Raw genomic sequence first — 17022 nt, forward strand, 5'->3', positions numbered from 1 at the left:
CGGATAGGGGCCACAGGCGCCGATCGGCAGCAACGGCTCGACCAACGCCCACTCGTCGTCGCTGAGTTCACGCCTCGCCACACGAGAGTTGTACCAGCAGGTGATCACGACTCCGTACAGGCCCTAGTGCTCATGCGGCTCGTACCCGGGAATCGTGCCGTCCGGCTTCTTCACCAGGAACAGGCCGACCATGCCCATGTCGGAGTGGCTCTGGACGTGGCAGTGGTACATCCAGGCGCCCGCGCCGACGCCCTCGCCGGCGATCACCTGGAAGCCGAAGGAGTCGGCCGGGCCCACGATCTTGTTGTCGATGACCTGGCTGGGGTCCTCGGGGCCGGTCAGCAGGCCCGTGCGGTTGTCCGCCCAGCGGTGACCGTGCAGATGGAACGTGTGGTAGTACTCGCCGTGGGTGATCATCACCCACTCGACGCGATCGCCCACCGTCGCCTCGAAGTTGGGGCCGGAGTGGGCCGGTTTGTTGTTGATCAGCATGTCGTTGAAGACGACCGTGACGGTCTTGTCGGGCAGGATGTCGCCCTTCCTGCGGACGATCACCGGTCCGTAGAGGCCGTTGCGGATACCGCCCGTTCCGTGTTCGGTGCCCACCACGTGGTCGTGGTAGTTCCAGTAACCCGCGCTGCCCGCACGCCAGGTGCCGTCCTGTCGGCGGCCGGGGGCGTGCGTGCGCCAGGTGTAGGTGCGGGTGCCGCCCGGCTCGACGTCGCTCTTGTTCATCCTGGTGCCGTCGCTGGTGATCTCGTAGTCCAGCCCGTGGACATGCAGACTCGCCGCCACGTCCATGGTGTTCTCGAACTCGATGTGCAGCGTGTCGCCCTCGTTGAGCTCGATCAGCGGGCCGGGGATCGAAGCCTTGCCCTTCTCCAGGCCGTAGCCCATCTGCCCGCCGGGGAGCCTCTCGGCGTACATCTTGATGCGTTTCACCTCGCCGCCGGCCGGCGCGGTCTTCACCGGTGCCTCGGCGCTCACGGCTTCCGGGGCCAGAGACAACGATGTCGCGACGGCCGCGCCGCCCAGCAGCACCCGCCGGTTGAACCCGCGTCTGTCCATGCGGAACTCCCCATCCTGGTGCGGAACTTACGGAGACGTACCTGTGATGAACTGAGGGAACGGTACCGGCCACACTCGCGTTTATCCACACTCAGGACAAAGTTCGTGGTATCGCGGTCATAGGTATTGGCGAACCATGCAAAAGGGTCTAACTTCCATGGCGCTGTTGCTGTGACCGTGGAGGTGCCCATGCACTTGCGAAGGTTGAGCACGAGAAGACGGGCCTGTGTGGCGGGCGTGACCGCCACACTCGTCGCCGCCGGGCTGCTGTCGGGCCCGGCCGCCAGCGCGCGCCCCGCTCCCGAACCACCCCTGACAACGATGTCCATCAAGTCGCCACCGGGCGGCGCGAACGCAAGAGTGCTGATCTTCTACGGGTCTGCCGCGGCCGGCGAGGAATCGCCCGTCGTCAACGCGGGCATCGAGACCATCGAGAAGATCGGCCTGACCGGACCGACCGACCAGCAGTTCGCGGTCGTTGCCACGGACGACGCCTCCGTGTTCACCAACGACACGCGGATGAGCCGCTTCAACGCGGTCGTCTTCCTGACCGGTGGCGGGGACGTCCTCGATCCGGAGCAGGAGGCGGGCCTGGAGGCCTACATGGAGGCGGGCGGCGGCTTCCTCGGCGTCCATGACGCTGCCCGCGCCGAGCCGTACTCGGACTGGTTCACCGGTCTCATCGGCGCCCGCCCGGCCGCGTCGAGCCCGACCGCCGTGCAGCGGGCGACCGTTGAGGTGGGCGACCGGCGCCACCCGGCGACCAAGGACCTGCCGGTGCAGTGGAAACGGCCCGACAAGTGGCTCAACTGGGTCAAGAACCCGTCCGGCGACGTGCACACGGTGGCCCGCGTACGCGAGTCGACTTACCAGCCGGGAGACAGCAAGAACGGCTGGGACCACCCGGTGAGCTGGTGTCGTGACTACGACGGCGGCCGCTCCTTCTACACGGGCATGGGTGGCACCGTGTCCTCGTACGACGAGACCGAGTTCCGTACGCACTTGCGCGGCGCCCTGCTCTGGACGAGCCGTCTGACCCAGGCGGACTGCAAGGCGACGATCAACGCCAACTACAAGGCGGAGCGGCTCACCCAGCCCAACCAGCCGGGGCAGAACGACCAGATCGGCGAGCCGCACGGCCTGGTGACCGCGCCCGACGGACGCGTCCTCTACATCGGCCGCGGTGGCGCCGACTCCTCGCAGCCGGTGATCACCGACTGGAACAACCCGGACATCGGCAAGGGCAAGGGCCAGATCCACGTCTACGACCCGAAGACCAAGAAGGTGACCCTGGCAGGCGCGTTGTCGGTCTTCGGCAACAAGGGCGGCGGTGACGAGCTCACCAAGGTCGAGGAGGGCCTGCTCGGCATCGAGCTCGATCCGCGCTTCGAGGAGAACGGCTGGGTGTACCTGCACTACACGCCGCACTCACGGATCAACCGCGACACGCGGATGGCCGAGCGCTACGTCTCCCGCTTCACCCTGGACCTCGCCACGAACAAGCTGGACCTGAGCAGTGAGAAGGTGCTGCTGAAGTGGCCGGTGCAGATCAACAGTTGCTGCCACGCGGGCGGCGGGATGGCCTGGGACACCAAGGGCAACCTGTACATCGCGACCGGTGACACCAACTCCAGCGGCTTCACAGGCGGTTACTCCGGCAACAACCCGGAGCCCAACTACAAGGGCGTCTCGTTCGCGGACGCGCGCCGCACCGCCGGAAACACCAACAACCTCAACGGCAAGATCCTGCGCATCCACCCGGAGCCCGACGGCACCTACACCCTCCCCGAGGGGAACCTCTTCACGGGCAAGGAGACCGCCGAGGGCGGGGGCAAGACACGCGGTGAGATCTATGTGATGGGGGTCAGGAACCCCGCGCGCATCTTCGTCGACAAGTCGACCGACACCCTGTACGCGGGCTGGGTCGGCCCGGACGCGAGCCAGCCGTCCACGACCTGGGGTCCGGCGAAGTACGACACGTTCGCCGTCATCACCAAGGCGAGCAACCGGGGCTGGCCGTACTGCATGGGCAACAAACAGCCCTACCGCGACCGCAACCTGCCCGACCCGACGAAGCCGCTCGGCTGGTACGACTGCGACGCCCCGAAGAACGAGTCCCCGAACAACGACGGCCTGGTCAACCTGCCCCCGGTGACCGGCAACAACATCTGGTACTCGCCCCAGGGCGGCGCCCCGGACTTCCCGCGCGACGCGAACGGCGTGCCCTCGTACAAGAACGAGGAGGCCACCTACAAGCTGCCGTGGCTGAAGGGCGGGGGGCAGGCCGCGATGAACGGCCCGGTCTACCGGTACGACGCGTCCGTGACCGAGAGCGGTCAGTGGCCCGCCTACTGGGACGGCAAGTGGTTCGTGGGCGACTTCTACGACGCCGACCAGCCGCGCAACGCGGTCATCACCGACCCGAAGACGCACGGCGACGGCGGACTGCCCGTCCACTCGGAGTCACTGAAGAAGATCGTGCCGATCGGCAACGACGGCATCAAGAACCTCATGGACTGGAAGTTCGGGCCCGACGGATCGCTGTACGTCCTCGACTACGGCCGTGGCTTCTTCACCTCGGACGCCAAGTCGGCGCTGTGGCGCGTGACGTACACAGGCGGTGGCCCGACCCCGGCCGCCAACCAGCTGGCCAGGAAGGCGGGATGATGCGCGAGAGACATATGAGACATCTGACACGTCAAGGACGGTGGCTGACCGCGCTGTTGGCGGCCCTGCTGATGGTGCTCGGGCTCACCTCTGCGTCGGCGGCGGGCCGGCCGCAGGCGGAGGGCACCAAGGCCGCCGCCGCCCAGACGCTGACCTGGACCGCCGGTGACGACATCACCAAGTACCTGTCCGTCCCGCAGACCGCGGTCGCGGGACCGACGACGATCGTCTTCGAGAACAGCGCGGCGACCGGCAACACCACGGGCATGCCGCACACGCTGACGTTCGACGTCTCGGACCCGGAGTACAACAACGACGTCCCGCTGAACATCCTGGCCAACCCGAACGACGCGCAGGGCGGCAAGTACAGCGTCGAGGTCAACCTCACGCCGGGCCGTTACCGCTTCTACTGCACGATCCCGGGCCATGGCCAGATGCAGGGCATCCTCGTCGTCTCCGAGGGCACCGGCGAGGACACGACCCCGCCCGAGACCTCGGCCAAGGTGACCGGGACACAGAACGCGCAGGGCGCGTACGTGGGTTCGGCGACCGTGGCGGTGAGCGCGACCGACGAGGAAGGCGGCTCGGGCGTCGATCGCGTGGAGTACGCGCTGGGACACTCGGGCGACTGGCAGCCGTACACCACGCCCGTCGTGGTCAACCAGGTCGGCGATCACCACGTCCGCTACCGGGCGTTCGACAAGGCGGGCAACGTCGCGGCCGAAAAGAGCGTCGAGTTCTCCGTGGTCGCCCCGCCGACCGACGACACCACTGCACCGGAGACCTCGGCGACGGTGACCGGTGAGCAGAACCCGCAGGGCGAGTACCTCTCCATGGCGACGGTCACCGTGTCGGCGTCCGACACCGGCTCCGGCGTCAACACCATCGAGTACGCGCTCGGTGACTCGGGCGCCTGGCAGCCGTACACGGCCCCGGTGATGGTGCACGAGGCCGGCACGCACAAGGTGCGGTACCGCGCCACCGACAAGGCGGGGAACGTGTCCGCCGAGAAGAACGTGACGTTCACGGTGGTCACGCCGCCCGTCGAGGACAAGACACCGCCGGTCACCGGGGTGACGGTCGAGGGTGACCGCAACTCCGACGGCGCCTACCTCAAGAGCGCCAAGGTGACGGTGAGCGCGACCGACGAGCACGGCGGCTCGGGCGTCGCGGCGATCGAGTACTCGCTCGACGGCGGGCCCTACCTCGCGTACACCGCACCGGTCGTGGTGGACCGCGCGGGCACGCACACGCTCGCGTACCGGGCGAGCGACAAGGCGGGCAACACCTCCCCGGCGCGTACCGTGACCTTCACGGTGGTCTCCGGCGGCGGCGTCCCCGCGCCCAACTGCGCCGAGTGGGACGAGCGACTGACCGTCATCGTCGGCACGGTCGACTCGGGCGTGCCGAACCGGCTCACCAACAACCGGTGCCGCATCAACGAGCTGATCGAGGACGAGAAGGAGTGGACGTCCAACGCGCTGTTCCTCAAGCACGTGAAGACGGTCCTGGACAAGCTCCTCAAGGAAGGCGTCATCGACCAGCGCGAGTACAACGCCATCCAGAAGGCGGCCCGCCAGTCCGGCATCGGCAAGCCCGGGCAGACGGACGGCTACCGGACGATCCTGGACGGTACGGCGGAGTCCTTCGCCAAGTGGCAGCAGGTGGGCGGCGGTTCGTTCGCGCAGAACTCCGACGGGTCGATCACGTCGGGGACGACGAAGGACGGGCTCGGCATGCTGATGTTCCCCGAGCGGAAGTACGGCGACTTCTCGCTGCGCCTGCAGTGGCGTGACGACGCGCCCGGCACGGGCAACGCCAACTCCGGTGTCTTCGTGCGGTTCCCGTGGGTGTACGACCACCCCGAGGAGTCCCGCCCCGAGTGGGTCGCCATCAAGTACGGGCACGAGGTGCAGGTGCTCGACCGGCCCGACGGCGACATGTACAAGACCGGCTCCGTCTACGGCTTCGACCGCGTGGGGCTCGCCGGTGCGGGCGTCACCCAGAAGGGCACCTGGAACGACTACGAGATCCGCGTGGTCGACCAGCACTACTCGGTGTACCGCAACGGCGTGCTGATCAACGAGTTCGACAACACCGGCGGGCAGGAGTTCACCCCGCCGCGTTCGGACGACCCGGGCACGGACGGCCGGCGGTTCGCCTCCGGCTACGTCGGGCTCCAGGTGCACGGCACGACGGACGTGGTGTCGTACCGCGACATCCGGATCAAGGAGCTCTAGTACTGCGACGGTGGTACTGACCTCCGCTTCCGCACCACCCGTCGTCCGCGGCGGCCGTACGCCACTGCGCAACGGCTGAGAGGGGCTGGTCCAGAGGCCTGCACAGGTCTCTGGATCAGCCCCTCTCCTTCTTCGCCCGGCTCGGCTGCACCCGCTTGGGCTCGCCCGGCATCTTCGGATACTCGGGCGGGTACGGCAGGTCGCCGAGCCCGTGGTCGTGCTCGTCGCGGGAGGCCAGTTCCAGCAGGGCCTCCAGCGAGAAGGCGTGATCGTCCATGTCCGCGTGCACGTCGCCGTGTTCGGCGAAGCGCGCGGGCATGGTCGCGAGGTCGAAGTCCTGGGGGCGCGCGTCGTCGACCTCGTCCCAGCGCAGGGGCGCCGAGACCGGGGCGTGCGGGCGGGGGCGCACGGAGTAGGCGGAGGCGATGGTGCGGTCGCGGGCGGTCTGGTTGTAGTCGACGAAGATCTTCTCGCCGCGCTCCTCCTTCCACCAGGCCGTGGTGACATGCTCCGGCATCCGTCGCTCCAGTTCCCGGGCGACGGCGATGGCCGCCCGGCGTACCTGGGTGAAGGTCCAGTTGGGCTGGATCGGCACGAAGACGTGCAGGCCGCGGCCGCCGGACGTCTTGGGCCAGCCCAACAGGCCGCCGTACTCGTGGAGGACCTCGCGGAGTTCGTGGGCGGCGCGGACGGCGTCGGCGTAGTCGGTGCCGGGCTGCGGGTCGAGGTCGATACGGAGCTCGTCGGGGCGGTCGACGTCGGTGCGGCGCACCGGCCACGGGTGGAAGGTGAGGGTGCCGAACTGGGCCGCCCACAGCACGGCGGCTACCTCGGTGGGGCACATCTCGTCGGCGCTGCGGCCACTGGGGAAGGTGATGTGGGCGGTGGGGATCCAGTCGGGCATGTTCTTGGGCGCACGCTTCTGGAAGAACGACTCGCCGGTCACGCCGTCCGGGTAGCGCTCCAGGGTCGTCGGGCGGTTCCGCAGGGCGCGCAGGATGCCCGGGCCGACGGCGAGGTAGTAGCGGGCGAGGTCCAGCTTGGTGAAGCCGCGCTCCGGGAAGAAGACCTTGTCCGGACTGGACAGCCGTACCGTCCGGCCCGCCGCCTCCAGTTCCACCGCATCGCCCATGCGAGCCACGGTAGGCGGAGCGCGCACACCTCGCACACCGGGCGGAAAGCGGTCGATGCTCGCAGAATCGGAGCATGGACCTCCCTGTCATGCCACCCGTGATGCCGATGCTCGCCAAGTCCGTGGCGAAGATCCCGCCGGGCATGCACTACGAGGCGAAGTGGGACGGCTTCCGGGCGATCGTGTTCCGCGACGGGGACGAGGTGGAACTCGGCAGCCGCACGGGCAAGCCGCTGACCAGGTACTTCCCCGAGCTGGTGGAGGCCCTGAAGGCGCGGGTGCCCGAGCGGTGCGTGCTGGACGGCGAGATCGTGATCGCCCGGGAGGGGCGGCTCGACTTCGACGCGCTGACCGAGCGCATCCACCCGGCTCAGTCACGGGTGCGCATGCTGGCCGAGAAGACCCCCGCGTCGTTCGTGGCCTTCGACCTGCTCGCGCTCGTGGACGAGTCACTGCTCGACGTGGCCCTCGCCGACCGGCGCGCCCTGCTGGTCGCGGCCCTCGCCGGGGCCTCGGCGCCGGTCCACGTCGCCCCGGCGACCACGGACATCGAGCTGGCCGAGCGCTGGTTCGAGCAGTACGAGGGCGCGGGCCTCGACGGAGTGATCGCCAAGCCGCTCACGCTGGTCTACCGGCAGGACGAGCGGGCGATGTTCAAGATCAAGCACGAGCGCACGGCGGACGTGGTGGTCGCGGGCTACCGCCTCCACAAGAGCGGACCGGTCGTCGGCTCGCTGCTGCTCGGCCTGTACGACGACGGGGGTACCCTCCAGCACGTCGGGGTCTCCGCCGCGTTCCCCATGAAGCGGCGCGCCGAACTGGTGGAGGAGCTGGAGCCGCTGCGGATGGACGATGTCGCCGAGCACCCGTGGGCGGCCTGGTCCGACGAGGCAGCCCATGAGACGGCACGGCTGCCGGGTGCGCCGAGCCGCTGGTCGGCGAAGAAGGACCTCTCGTGGATCCCGCTGCGGCCCGAGCGGGTGGCGGAGGTGGCGTACGACCACATGGAGAACGGGGTGCGCTTCCGGCACACGGCCCGCTTCCGGCGGTGGCGGCCGGACCGGACGGCTGAGAGCTGTACGTACGGCCAGCTGGAGGAGCCGCTGCGGTACGACTTGGCGGAGATTCTCGGGGAGCGGGGCTGAGCCCTTGCTGCCGGGTGCCGAGCGGGTGCTGTTCGAGCGTCTGCCTGGCTGATGCCGTTGTTCTGGTGCGGGCTCGTCTGTTCTGGTGCCCGCTCGTCGTGGCTTGTCGCGCCCACTCGGTGGAGCCGCACATGGTCACGACCCCGCGCCCCTGAGGGCGGGGCCCTGCGGCCCCTTCCATCGTCAGGGCGGGCCGGTGGGCCGACTGGCCTACCGACCCACTCCCGGACAAAAGCATGCGGGTATGGCCATCCATGAACATATAAGCGCACAATCGGCGACTAACGGACAGGGGTGGCCATGGTGGGCATGAGACAGGGAACAAGGATGCGGCGCGGCAGGATGACGGCGGCGCTGCTGGCCGTCGCGATGGGGAGCTCCCTCATGGCGGGCTGCGGCAACGGCTCGGGGAACGACGACGGACGGGGAAAGGGGCAGAGCCAGGAACAGGGGCGCGGGGAAGACCGGGTCACCACGGCGCCCACGGGCTCCGCGCTCGCCGTCAAGGTCGACAACACCCCGACGGCCCGCCCGCAGACAGGGCTCGACGCGGCGGACGTCGTGTACGCGGAGCAGGTGGAGGGCGGTCTGAGCCGGCTGATGGCGGTGTACGCGACCAGGCTGCCGGACGCCGTCGGGCCGGTGCGCAGCGCACGGGAGTCCGACCTGGAGCTGCTGCGCCAGTTCGACAAGCCCACCCTCGCCTTCTCGGGCGCCCAGGGCAAGCTGCTGCCACTGATCGACAAGGCGCCGCTGCACCCGAAGTCCCCCGGGGACGCGGCCGGCGCGTACTACCGCAGCTCCGGCAAGCCCGCGCCGCACAACCTCTATCTGCGCCCCAAGCGGCTGATGGGGTCCGCACCGGGCGCCGACGCCCTCACGACGGGATACCACTACGGCGCGGCCCCCTCCGGCGGCACTCCGGAGAACTCGCGCACGGTCAGCTACCCGGCGGCCCGCTTCACCTTCACCTGGTCCGGGAGCCAGAAGCGCTGGCTGGTGACCATGGACGGCACACCGACGGTGACGACCGACGGCAAGCGGGTGTCCGCCGGAACCGTGGTCGTGCAGTACGTGAAGGTGCGGCAGTCCAGGTTCCAGGACTTCCTCGGCAACAACACGCCGTACACGGAGACCGTGGGATCGGGGAGGGCCCAGGTGCTGCGCGACGGACGGGCGTACGACGTGAGCTGGAAGCGGGAGAAGCCCACCGACGGGACGGACTTCACCACGGCCGACGGCAGGCCGGTGAACCTCGCGAAGGGCCCGGTGTGGGTGGTGTTCGCGAAAGCCTCCTGAATGCGCGAAGGCTTCCTGAATGCACGAAGGTTTCCTGAACCGGGCCGGAGCTTCCCGGTCAGGCTTGGGTGGCGAGAGATTCCGCCGGGTTCCGGAGCCCCTCGGCGGCGTCCGCGACCCGGCGGATGAGGTCGAAGAAGACGGCTTGCTCCTCGACGCAGAGCGGGGCCAGGAAGATCTGGTTCATCCGGGCCGTCCGCACGGTCAGCTTGCGGTGCGTACGGACACCGTCGTCCGTGAGGCGCAGCAGGAACCGGCGGCCGTCCTGCGGATCGCGGACCTTGTCGAGGAGCCCGCGCCGTGTCAGGCGGCTGATCACCTCCGCGACGGTGGACCGGTCGAGTCCGACCCGCTCCCCCACCGTGCGCTGGTCCAGCCCCGGCTCGGCGACGAGCGCGTTGAGCACCGCGAACTGCGGCGAGGTGATCTCCTCCGAGACCATCGTGTTCCACAGCAGGTAGTGCGCCTGCTGGAGCCTGCGGGCCAGGTGCCCGGGGTGGGTGGTCAGATCCACCGCGGCCATGTGCGCTCCCGAGGTCGTTTTCGTTGGTGCACTGAACAATACCCGGAGGCGCCGCACCTGTCTCCAAGGAGGCATACGCCGTGACCTCGACCTTCTCCGAGGCCTTGACGGCTCACTCCGCCAATGGCAGCGTGAAGGACACCTCGCTGAAATAATCAGTGCCCTGATTAATAGCTAGTGATGGCTGACCTGGGTGCTCGGACGGGATGGGGCTTCACGGATGGACAAGGTGGTCGCCACGGCCCTGGAGGCCGTGGCCGATGTGCCGGACGGCGCGTCACTCGCGGTGGGCGGGTTCGGGCTGAGTGGTGTGCCGAACGTGCTGATCAAGGCGTTGTACGAGCGGGGCGTCGGCGGCCTGGGTGTGGTCTCCAACAACTGCGGGGCGATGGAGTCGGGGCTGGCGGTGTTGCTGTCGGCGGGGCGGATCGCCCGGGTGACCGGCTCCTACATCGGGGCGAACAAGGAGTTCGCGCGGCAGTATCTGGCGGGTGAGCTGGAGGTGGAGCTGATCCCGCAGGGCACGCTGGCGGAGCGGCTGCGGGCGGGCGGGGCCGGGATCCCGGCCTTCTACACCCCGGCGGGCGTGGGTACCCAGGTCGCCGAGGGCGGGCTGCCCTGGCGCTACGACGGTTCCGGCGGGGTGGCGCTGGCCTCGCCGCCGAAGGAGGTGCGGGAGTTCGACGGCACCGAGTACGTGCTGGAGCGTGGAATCCGGACCGACTTCGCGCTGGTGCGGGCCGCGAAGGGCGACCGGCACGGGAACCTGGTGTTCAACAAGTCCTCGCGCAACTTCAACCCGCTGGCGGCCATGGCCGGCCGCGTGGCGATCGCCGAGGTGGAAGAGCTGGTCGAGCCCGGCGAGATCGGCCCGGACGCCGTACACCTGCCAGGGATCTTCGTGCAGCGGGTGGTGGCCCTCACTCCCGGGCAGGCCACGGACAAGGGCATCGAACAGCGCACGATTTCCGCGCCTGAGGCACGAGGGACGGTGAGCAACTGATGGCCTGGACACGCGAGGAGATGGCGGCCCGCGCGGCGCGTGAGCTTCAGGACGGCCAGTATGTCAATCTCGGCATCGGTCTGCCCACGCTGATCCCCAACTACCTGCCCGAGGACGTCGAGGTGATCCTCGAATCCGAGAACGGCATCCTGGGCACCGGCCCCTACCCCACCGAGGACCAGGTCGACCCGGACCTGATCAACGCGGGCAAGGAGACCGTCACGGTCCTGCCGGGTGCGTCCTTCTTCGATTCGGCGTTGTCGTTCTCGATGATCCGCGGCGGGCACATCGATGTGGCTGTCCTGGGTGCCATGCAGGTGTCGGAGAACGGCGACCTGGCCAACTGGGCGATACCGGGGAAGATGATCACCGGGATCGGCGGGGCGATGGACCTGGTGCACGGTGCCCGCACCGTCATCGTGGTGATGACCCACACCGCGAAGGACGGCTCGCCGAAGATCCTTCAGGAGTGCGCGCTGCCCCTGACCGGCAGAGCATGCGTGAACCGCGTCATCACCGATCTCGGTGTGCTGGATGTGACCGGCGACGGACTGGTGCTGGTGGAGACCGCGCCGGGTGTCGGCGTCGAGGAGATCATCGCGAAGACCGCCGCCAAGGTGAATGTCGCGGAAGAACTCGCCGAGAGGGTCCAGTGATGAAGGACGTCTACATCGTCGACGCGGTCCGCACGCCGATCGGCCGCTACAACGGCGCTCTCGCCACCGTGCGCCCGGACGACCTGGCCGCCCACGCCGTGCGGGAACTCCTGGCCCGCTCCCCGCAGCTGGATCCCTCCCGGATCGAGGACGTGTACTTCGGCAACGCCAACGGCGCGGGCGAGGAGAACCGCAACGTCGCCCGTATGGCCGCCCTGCTGGCGGGCCTGCCCACCTCGGTGCCCGGGGTGACGGTCAACCGGCTGTGCGCCTCGGGGCTGGAGGCCGTGATCCAGGCGGCCCGCGCCATCGCCTGCGGTGACGCCTCCATCGCGCTCGCCGGCGGGGTGGAGTCGATGACCCGCGCGCCCTACGTGCTGCCCAAGAACGACCGGCCCTTCCCGGCCGGGCACACCGAGCTGTACTCGACCACGCTGGGCTGGCGCATGGTCAACCCGACGATGGACCCGCAGTGGACCATCCCGCTCGGCGAGTCCGCCGAACTCATCGCCGACAAGCACGGGATCAGCCGCGAGCAGCAGGACGAGTTCGCCCTCGCCTCCCACCAGAAGGCGGCCAAGGCGCAGGCCGAGGGCCTGTTCGACGCCGAACTGGCCCCGGTCGGCATCCCGCAGCGCAAGGGCGACCCGCTCGTTGTCGCCGCCGACGAGTGCGTCCGCCCGGACGCCTCCCTGGCGGCGATGGCCAGGCTCAAGCCGTCCTTCCGCACCGAGAGAGGAACCGTCACCGCCGGCAACGCCTCGCCCCTGAACGACGGCGCCGCCGCCCTGCTGCTGACCGACGAGGAGGGCCTGAAGGCCACCGGCCGCCAGCCGCTGGTCCGCGTCCGTGCGTCCGGTGTGTCCGCGATCGACCCGCACTTCTTCGGGCTCGCCCCGGTCGAGGCCGTGGGCCGCGCCCTGACCAGGGCGGGCAGGACGTTCGCCGATCTCGACGTCCTCGAACTCAACGAAGCCTTCGCCGCCCAGGTCCTGGGCTGTGTGGCCGAGTGGCCCGAGTTCGACCCCGCCGTCCTCAACCCCCAGGGCGGCGCCATCGCCCTCGGCCACCCGCTCGGCGCCTCCGGTGCCCGCCTCGCCGGGACCGTCGCCCACCAGCTCGCCCGCAAGGGCTCCGGTGTCGGCGTCGCCACCCTCTGCATCGGTGTCGGCCAGGGCCTCGCCCTCGTCCTCGAACGCTAAGACTCCCCGGGGAACTCCATGACTCTCACCCAGCACGACATCGACCAGGAGATCGCGGCCCAGCACGCCGCGTACGAGAAGCGGATCGCCGACGGCGCCCCCGTCGAGCACCAGCCGCGCCGCGACTACGCGCCGTACCGCTCCTCGGTACTCCGCCACCCGAAGCAGCCGCCGGTCACCATCGACGTCACCCAGGACCCGGAGCTGGTGGAGCTGTCCTCCCCCGCCTTCGGCGAGCGGGACATCGCCGAGATCGACAACGACCTCACCCGGCAGCACAACGGCGAGCCGATCGGCGAGCGCATCACCGTCTCCGGCCGGCTGCTCGACCGGGACGGGCGCCCGGTCCGCGGCCAGTTGGTCGAGATCTGGCAGGCGAACTCGGCGGGCCGGTACGCCCACCAGCGCGAGCAGCACGACGCACCGCTGGACCCGAACTTCACCGGAGTCGGCCGCACGCTGACGGACGACAGCGGCTGCTACACCTTCACCACCATCCAGCCGGGCCCTTATCCGTGGCGCCAGCACCTCAACGCCTGGCGGCCGGCCCACATCCACTTCTCGGTCTTCGGCACGGCGTTCACCCAGCGGCTCGTGACGCAGATGTACTTCCCGAGCGACCCGTTGTTCCCGTACGACCCGATCATCCAGTCGGTGACGGACGACGCGGCCCGGCAGCGCCTGGTCGCGACGTACGACCACAGCCTGTCGGTCCCGGAGTTCTCGATGGGCTACCACTGGGACATCGTGCTCGACGGGCCGAACGCCACCTGGATCGAAGAAGGGCGCTGACCACCATGACGAAGATCGACACGAGCCGTCCGGAGACCGTGCTCCCCACCCCGTCGCACACGGTCGGCCCGTTCTACGGCCACGCTCTGCCGTTCACCGGCGGCGGCGACATCGCGCCGGTCGGCCACCCGGACACGATCGTCCTTCAGGGGCACGTGTACGACGGCGAGGGCAACCCGCTGCCGGACGCCCTGGTGGAGCTGTGGGGTGCGGACCCGGACGGCAACGTGCCCCGGGTCGACGGCTCGATGCTGCGCGACCCGGCGAGCGGCGGTTTCCTGGGGCGCAACGGTGTGGAGTTCACCGGCTGGGGCCGTGTCCAGACCGACGCGTCCGGGCACTGGACCGCGCGTACGCTGCGGCCAGGGGCGCGCGGGCGGAACGCGCCGTACATCAGCGTGTGCGTCTTCGCGCGCGGGCTCCTCCTGCACCTGTACACCCGGCTCTACCTGCCGGGCGACGAGGCGGCACTCGCCGCGGACCCGTTGCTCGGGCAGGTGGACGAGGCACGGCGCGGCACGCTGGTGGCCGTCGACGAGGGCAATGGCACGTACCGCTTCGACCTCCGTCTTCAGGGCGAGGGCGAGACGGTGTTCCTGGAGTTCCGGTGACTCTCCCACCCTTCGGGAAGGAGGCGCCCGGTTCCGACGGCTACGACGGTCCGGACGCCGGTCTGCTCGCGCCCGGGTCGGCCGGCTCCCCCGCGTCTTCGACGACGAGCGACGCCGCGTATCTGAGGGCGCTGCTCGACGCGGAGGTCGCGCTGACCCGTGCCCAGGCCGCGCTCGGGCTCGCTCCGGAGGAGGCGGCGACGGCGGTGAGCTCGGCGGCCGTGACCGGGAGCTTCGACCTCCGGGACATCGCGGACCGTGCGCGCGCCGGCGGAAATCCGGTCATCCCCCTGGTCGCGGATCTCACGAAGGCGGTCGGCGCGGAGTACGGCCCGTACGTCCACCGGGGCGCCACCAGCCAGGACATCATGGACACGGCGACGATGCTGGTCGCCGTACGCACCCTCGACCCGGCGCTGGCGGACCTGGAGCGCATACAGCGCGCCCTGGCCCGGCTGGCCGCCGAGCACCGTGACACGGCGATGCCCGGGCGGACCCTCGCCCAGCACGCGGTGCCGACGACGTTCGGGCTGAAGGCGGCGGGCTGGCGGTCGCTGGTACTGGACGCCAGAGACCGTCTGGGGGCCGTACGGAACGGGCTGCCCGCGCAACTCGGCGGCGCGGCGGGCACGTTGGCGGCGTTCGACGTGTTCGGCGCCTCCGACAGCGGGGCGCTGGTCGCCGCGTACGCGCGCGAACTCGGGCTGGCCGAGCCGCTGTTGCCCTGGCACACCCTGCGCACCCCGGTCGCGGACCTCGCCGGCGCCCTCGCCTTCACCGCGGGTGCCCTGGGCAAACCGGCCGTCGACGTGCTCACCCTCTCCCGCACGGAGATCGCGGAGGTCTCCGAGGGCAGCGGCGGGGGTTCGTCCGCCATGCCGCACAAGGCGAACCCCGTACGGTCCACGCTGATCGCCGCGGCCGCCCGGCGTGCCCCGCAGCTCGCGGCCACGCTGTACGGCTCGCTGGTCGCGGAGGACGAGCGGCCCGCCGGGGCCTGGCACGCCGAGTGGGAGCCGTTGCGCGATCTGCTGCGACTGGTCGCGGGCGCGGCCGGGAACGCGGTGGAGCTGACGGAGGGACTCCGGGTGCACGCGGACATGATGCGACGGCATCTCGACCTCACCCACGGGCTGATCGTCTCCGAGCGGCTGGCCGCCGAGCTGGCGCCGGTCCTCGGCCGTGCCCGCGCCAAGGAGCTGCTGTCCGAGACGGCGAAGCGCGTGTCGGCCGAGGACCGATCCCTTGCCGAACTCCTCGCCGAAGAGCCGGAGTTGAAGGCCCTCGACGTCGACCTCGCGGACTGGACCGACCCCACCCGTTACACCGGCTCCGCCGGAGCCCTCACCGACCGCGCCCTGGAGCGACGTTGACCGACAAACTGCTGAACCACCGCGCCGAGGGCTCCACCACCGCTCCCCCGCTGCTGCTGGGGCCCTCGCTCGGCACGTCCACCGTGCTGTGGGACACGGTCGCGCCCGAACTGTCCGCCACGCACCGGGTCGTGCGCTGGGACCTGCCGGGGCACGGTGGTTCGGCGGCGGACCTCATCGGCCCGGGGGCAACGGTCGGCGATCTGGCGGTCCTGGTGCTCGCGCTCGCCGACGCACTGGGCATCGAGCGGTTCGCGTACGCGGGCGTGTCCCTGGGCGGCGCCGTGGGCCTGCATCTGGCGGTCCACCACCCGGAGCGGGTGTCGGCGCTCGCCGCGATCTGTTCCTCCGCCCACTTCGGCGGTTCCCAGCCGTGGGAGAAGCGGGCCGCGCTGGTGCGCCGCGAGGGGCTGGCCGGGCTCGCGGAGTCGGCGAACTCCCGTTGGTTCACACCCGGTTTCACCGTGCCCGAACTGGTGGCCGACCACCGCGACGCGGACCCGGGGGCGTACGCCGCGTGCTGTGACGCGCTGGCCGCGTTCGACCTCCGGGACCGTCTCCCCGACATCACCGTGCCCACGCTGCTCGTCGCCGGCCGCGAGGACCCCGCGACACCGCCCGCGCACCTGCGGGAGATCGCGGACGCGGTACCGGGGTCGGCCCTGGTCGAGATCCCCGGCGCCTCGCATCTGGCGCCCGCGCAGTGCCCGCAGGCGGTCCTGATTGCGCTGCGCGCCCATTTCTCGGGCGGCGCGAAGCATGGCATGGAGGTGCGCCGCCAGGTCCTCGGCGACGTGCACGTGGACCGCGCGCAGGCACGGCAGACCCCGTTCACCGCCCGCTTCCAGGACTTCATCTCCCGCTACGCCTGGGGCGAGATCTGGACGGACCCGACGCTCACCCGCCGCGAACGCAGCATGATCACGCTGACGGCGCTGGTGGCACACGGCCACTACGACGAACTGGCGATGCATGTGCGCGCGGCGCGGCGCAATGGGCTCACGCCCGAGGAGATCGGGGCGGTGCTGCTGCAGACAGCCGTGTACTGCGGTGTCCCGGCGGCGAACTCGGCGTTCGCCACGGCCCAGCGGGTGCTCGCGGAGGAGGCCGAGGGTACGGGCGGCTGACCCTCTGGGTTGCATCGCCCCCGCCGCCCTTACCCGTCCCATCCCATCCCAGGGGCTCCGCCCCTTCACCCCCGCCAAGGGGGCTGCGCCCGCTGGAACCCCCAGGCTTCGGGGCTCCGCCGCGGACCCCGTTTCGGGGGCCGGCCCCCGGACCGCCGCTCCTCAAACGCCGGAGGGGCTGGAA

14 protein-coding genes are annotated in these 17022 nt (G+C 70.3%); 11 read left to right on the forward strand and 3 right to left on the reverse strand.

All coding sequences use genetic code 11. The annotated features are described in order from the left end of the window. Window positions 1-123: 123 nt before the first annotated feature. A complete protein-coding gene (locus FPZ41_RS35800; RefSeq protein ID WP_152867732.1) occupies window positions 124-1068 on the reverse strand; it encodes a multicopper oxidase domain-containing protein in 945 nt (314 codons plus the stop codon). 189 nt (window positions 1069-1257) lie between these two features. On the opposite strand from FPZ41_RS35800, the gene FPZ41_RS35805 reads away from it, so the two are divergent. After that, window positions 1258-3735, forward strand: a complete 2478-nt coding sequence (locus FPZ41_RS35805) for a ThuA domain-containing protein (protein WP_152867733.1) — start codon at window positions 1258-1260, stop codon at window positions 3733-3735. Between the two features lie 14 nt (window positions 3736-3749). Next, window positions 3750-5975: an OmpL47-type beta-barrel domain-containing protein gene (locus FPZ41_RS35810; protein ID WP_152867734.1), complete on the forward strand. Its 2226-nt coding sequence runs from the start codon at window positions 3750-3752 to the stop codon at window positions 5973-5975. Between the two features lie 115 nt (window positions 5976-6090). Here FPZ41_RS35810 and ligD read toward each other — a convergent pair whose 3' ends face one another. After that, entirely contained in the window at window positions 6091-7107 is a 1017-nt protein-coding gene (ligD, locus tag FPZ41_RS35815) for a non-homologous end-joining DNA ligase (RefSeq protein ID WP_152867735.1), read from the reverse strand. A gap of 74 nt (window positions 7108-7181) precedes the next feature. Here ligD and FPZ41_RS35820 point away from each other — a divergent pair, with 74 nt between their 5' ends. Together FPZ41_RS35820 and FPZ41_RS35825 are read left to right on the forward strand one after the other, a co-directional pair. Then, the gene (locus tag FPZ41_RS35820; protein ID WP_152867736.1) at window positions 7182-8252 is read left to right on the forward strand and encodes an ATP-dependent DNA ligase; all 1071 of its coding nucleotides are present in this window, start codon (window positions 7182-7184) and stop codon (window positions 8250-8252) included. Between the two features lie 327 nt (window positions 8253-8579). Next, window positions 8580-9551, forward strand: coding sequence for a DUF3048 domain-containing protein (locus FPZ41_RS35825; RefSeq protein WP_228023190.1), 972 nt, complete (start codon window positions 8580-8582; stop codon window positions 9549-9551). 58 nt (window positions 9552-9609) lie between these two features. Here FPZ41_RS35825 and FPZ41_RS35830 read toward each other — a convergent pair whose 3' ends face one another. Further along, the gene (locus FPZ41_RS35830) at window positions 9610-10074 is read right to left on the reverse strand and encodes a MarR family winged helix-turn-helix transcriptional regulator (RefSeq protein ID WP_152867738.1); all 465 of its coding nucleotides are present in this window, start codon (window positions 10072-10074) and stop codon (window positions 9610-9612) included. A gap of 220 nt (window positions 10075-10294) precedes the next feature. Between FPZ41_RS35830 and FPZ41_RS35835 the strand changes: the two genes are divergently transcribed. The 7 genes from FPZ41_RS35835 to pcaDC are packed head-to-tail and all read left to right on the forward strand — an operon-like array spanning window position 10295 to window position 16838. After that, window positions 10295-11077 (forward strand): CoA transferase subunit A, encoded by a 783-nt coding sequence (locus FPZ41_RS35835; RefSeq protein ID WP_152867739.1) that lies wholly within the window; start codon window positions 10295-10297, stop codon window positions 11075-11077. Beyond that, on the forward strand, window positions 11077-11733 hold the full coding sequence (locus FPZ41_RS35840) for a CoA transferase subunit B (RefSeq protein ID WP_152867740.1): 657 nt from the start codon (window positions 11077-11079) through the stop codon (window positions 11731-11733). The genes FPZ41_RS35835 and FPZ41_RS35840 overlap by 1 nt, the downstream gene beginning before the upstream one ends. Continuing rightward, complete coding sequence (locus tag FPZ41_RS35845) at window positions 11733-12935, forward strand: thiolase family protein (protein WP_152867741.1); 1203 nt, start codon at window positions 11733-11735, stop codon at window positions 12933-12935. The genes FPZ41_RS35840 and FPZ41_RS35845 overlap by 1 nt, the downstream gene beginning before the upstream one ends. Before the next feature lie 18 nt (window positions 12936-12953). Further along, on the forward strand, window positions 12954-13727 hold the full coding sequence (gene pcaH, locus FPZ41_RS35850) for a protocatechuate 3,4-dioxygenase subunit beta (protein ID WP_152867742.1): 774 nt from the start codon (window positions 12954-12956) through the stop codon (window positions 13725-13727). A gap of 5 nt (window positions 13728-13732) precedes the next feature. After that, window positions 13733-14338, forward strand: coding sequence for a protocatechuate 3,4-dioxygenase subunit alpha (gene pcaG / locus FPZ41_RS35855; RefSeq protein WP_152867743.1), 606 nt, complete (start codon window positions 13733-13735; stop codon window positions 14336-14338). Beyond that, window positions 14335-15711 carry a 3-carboxy-cis,cis-muconate cycloisomerase gene (gene pcaB / locus FPZ41_RS35860; protein ID WP_322621145.1) on the forward strand — a complete coding sequence of 459 codons (1377 nt, stop codon included), beginning with the start codon at window positions 14335-14337 and terminating at the stop codon, window positions 15709-15711. The genes pcaG and pcaB overlap by 4 nt, the downstream gene beginning before the upstream one ends. Further along, window positions 15708-16838 (forward strand): bifunctional 3-oxoadipate enol-lactonase/4-carboxymuconolactone decarboxylase PcaDC, encoded by a 1131-nt coding sequence (pcaDC, locus tag FPZ41_RS35865; RefSeq protein WP_152867744.1) that lies wholly within the window; start codon window positions 15708-15710, stop codon window positions 16836-16838. The genes pcaB and pcaDC overlap by 4 nt, the downstream gene beginning before the upstream one ends. Window positions 16839-17022: the final 184 nt, after the last annotated feature.

The sequence above is a fragment of the Streptomyces acidicola genome, assembly GCF_009377235.1.
GTDB lineage: Bacteria > Actinomycetota > Actinomycetes > Streptomycetales > Streptomycetaceae > Streptomyces > Streptomyces acidicola.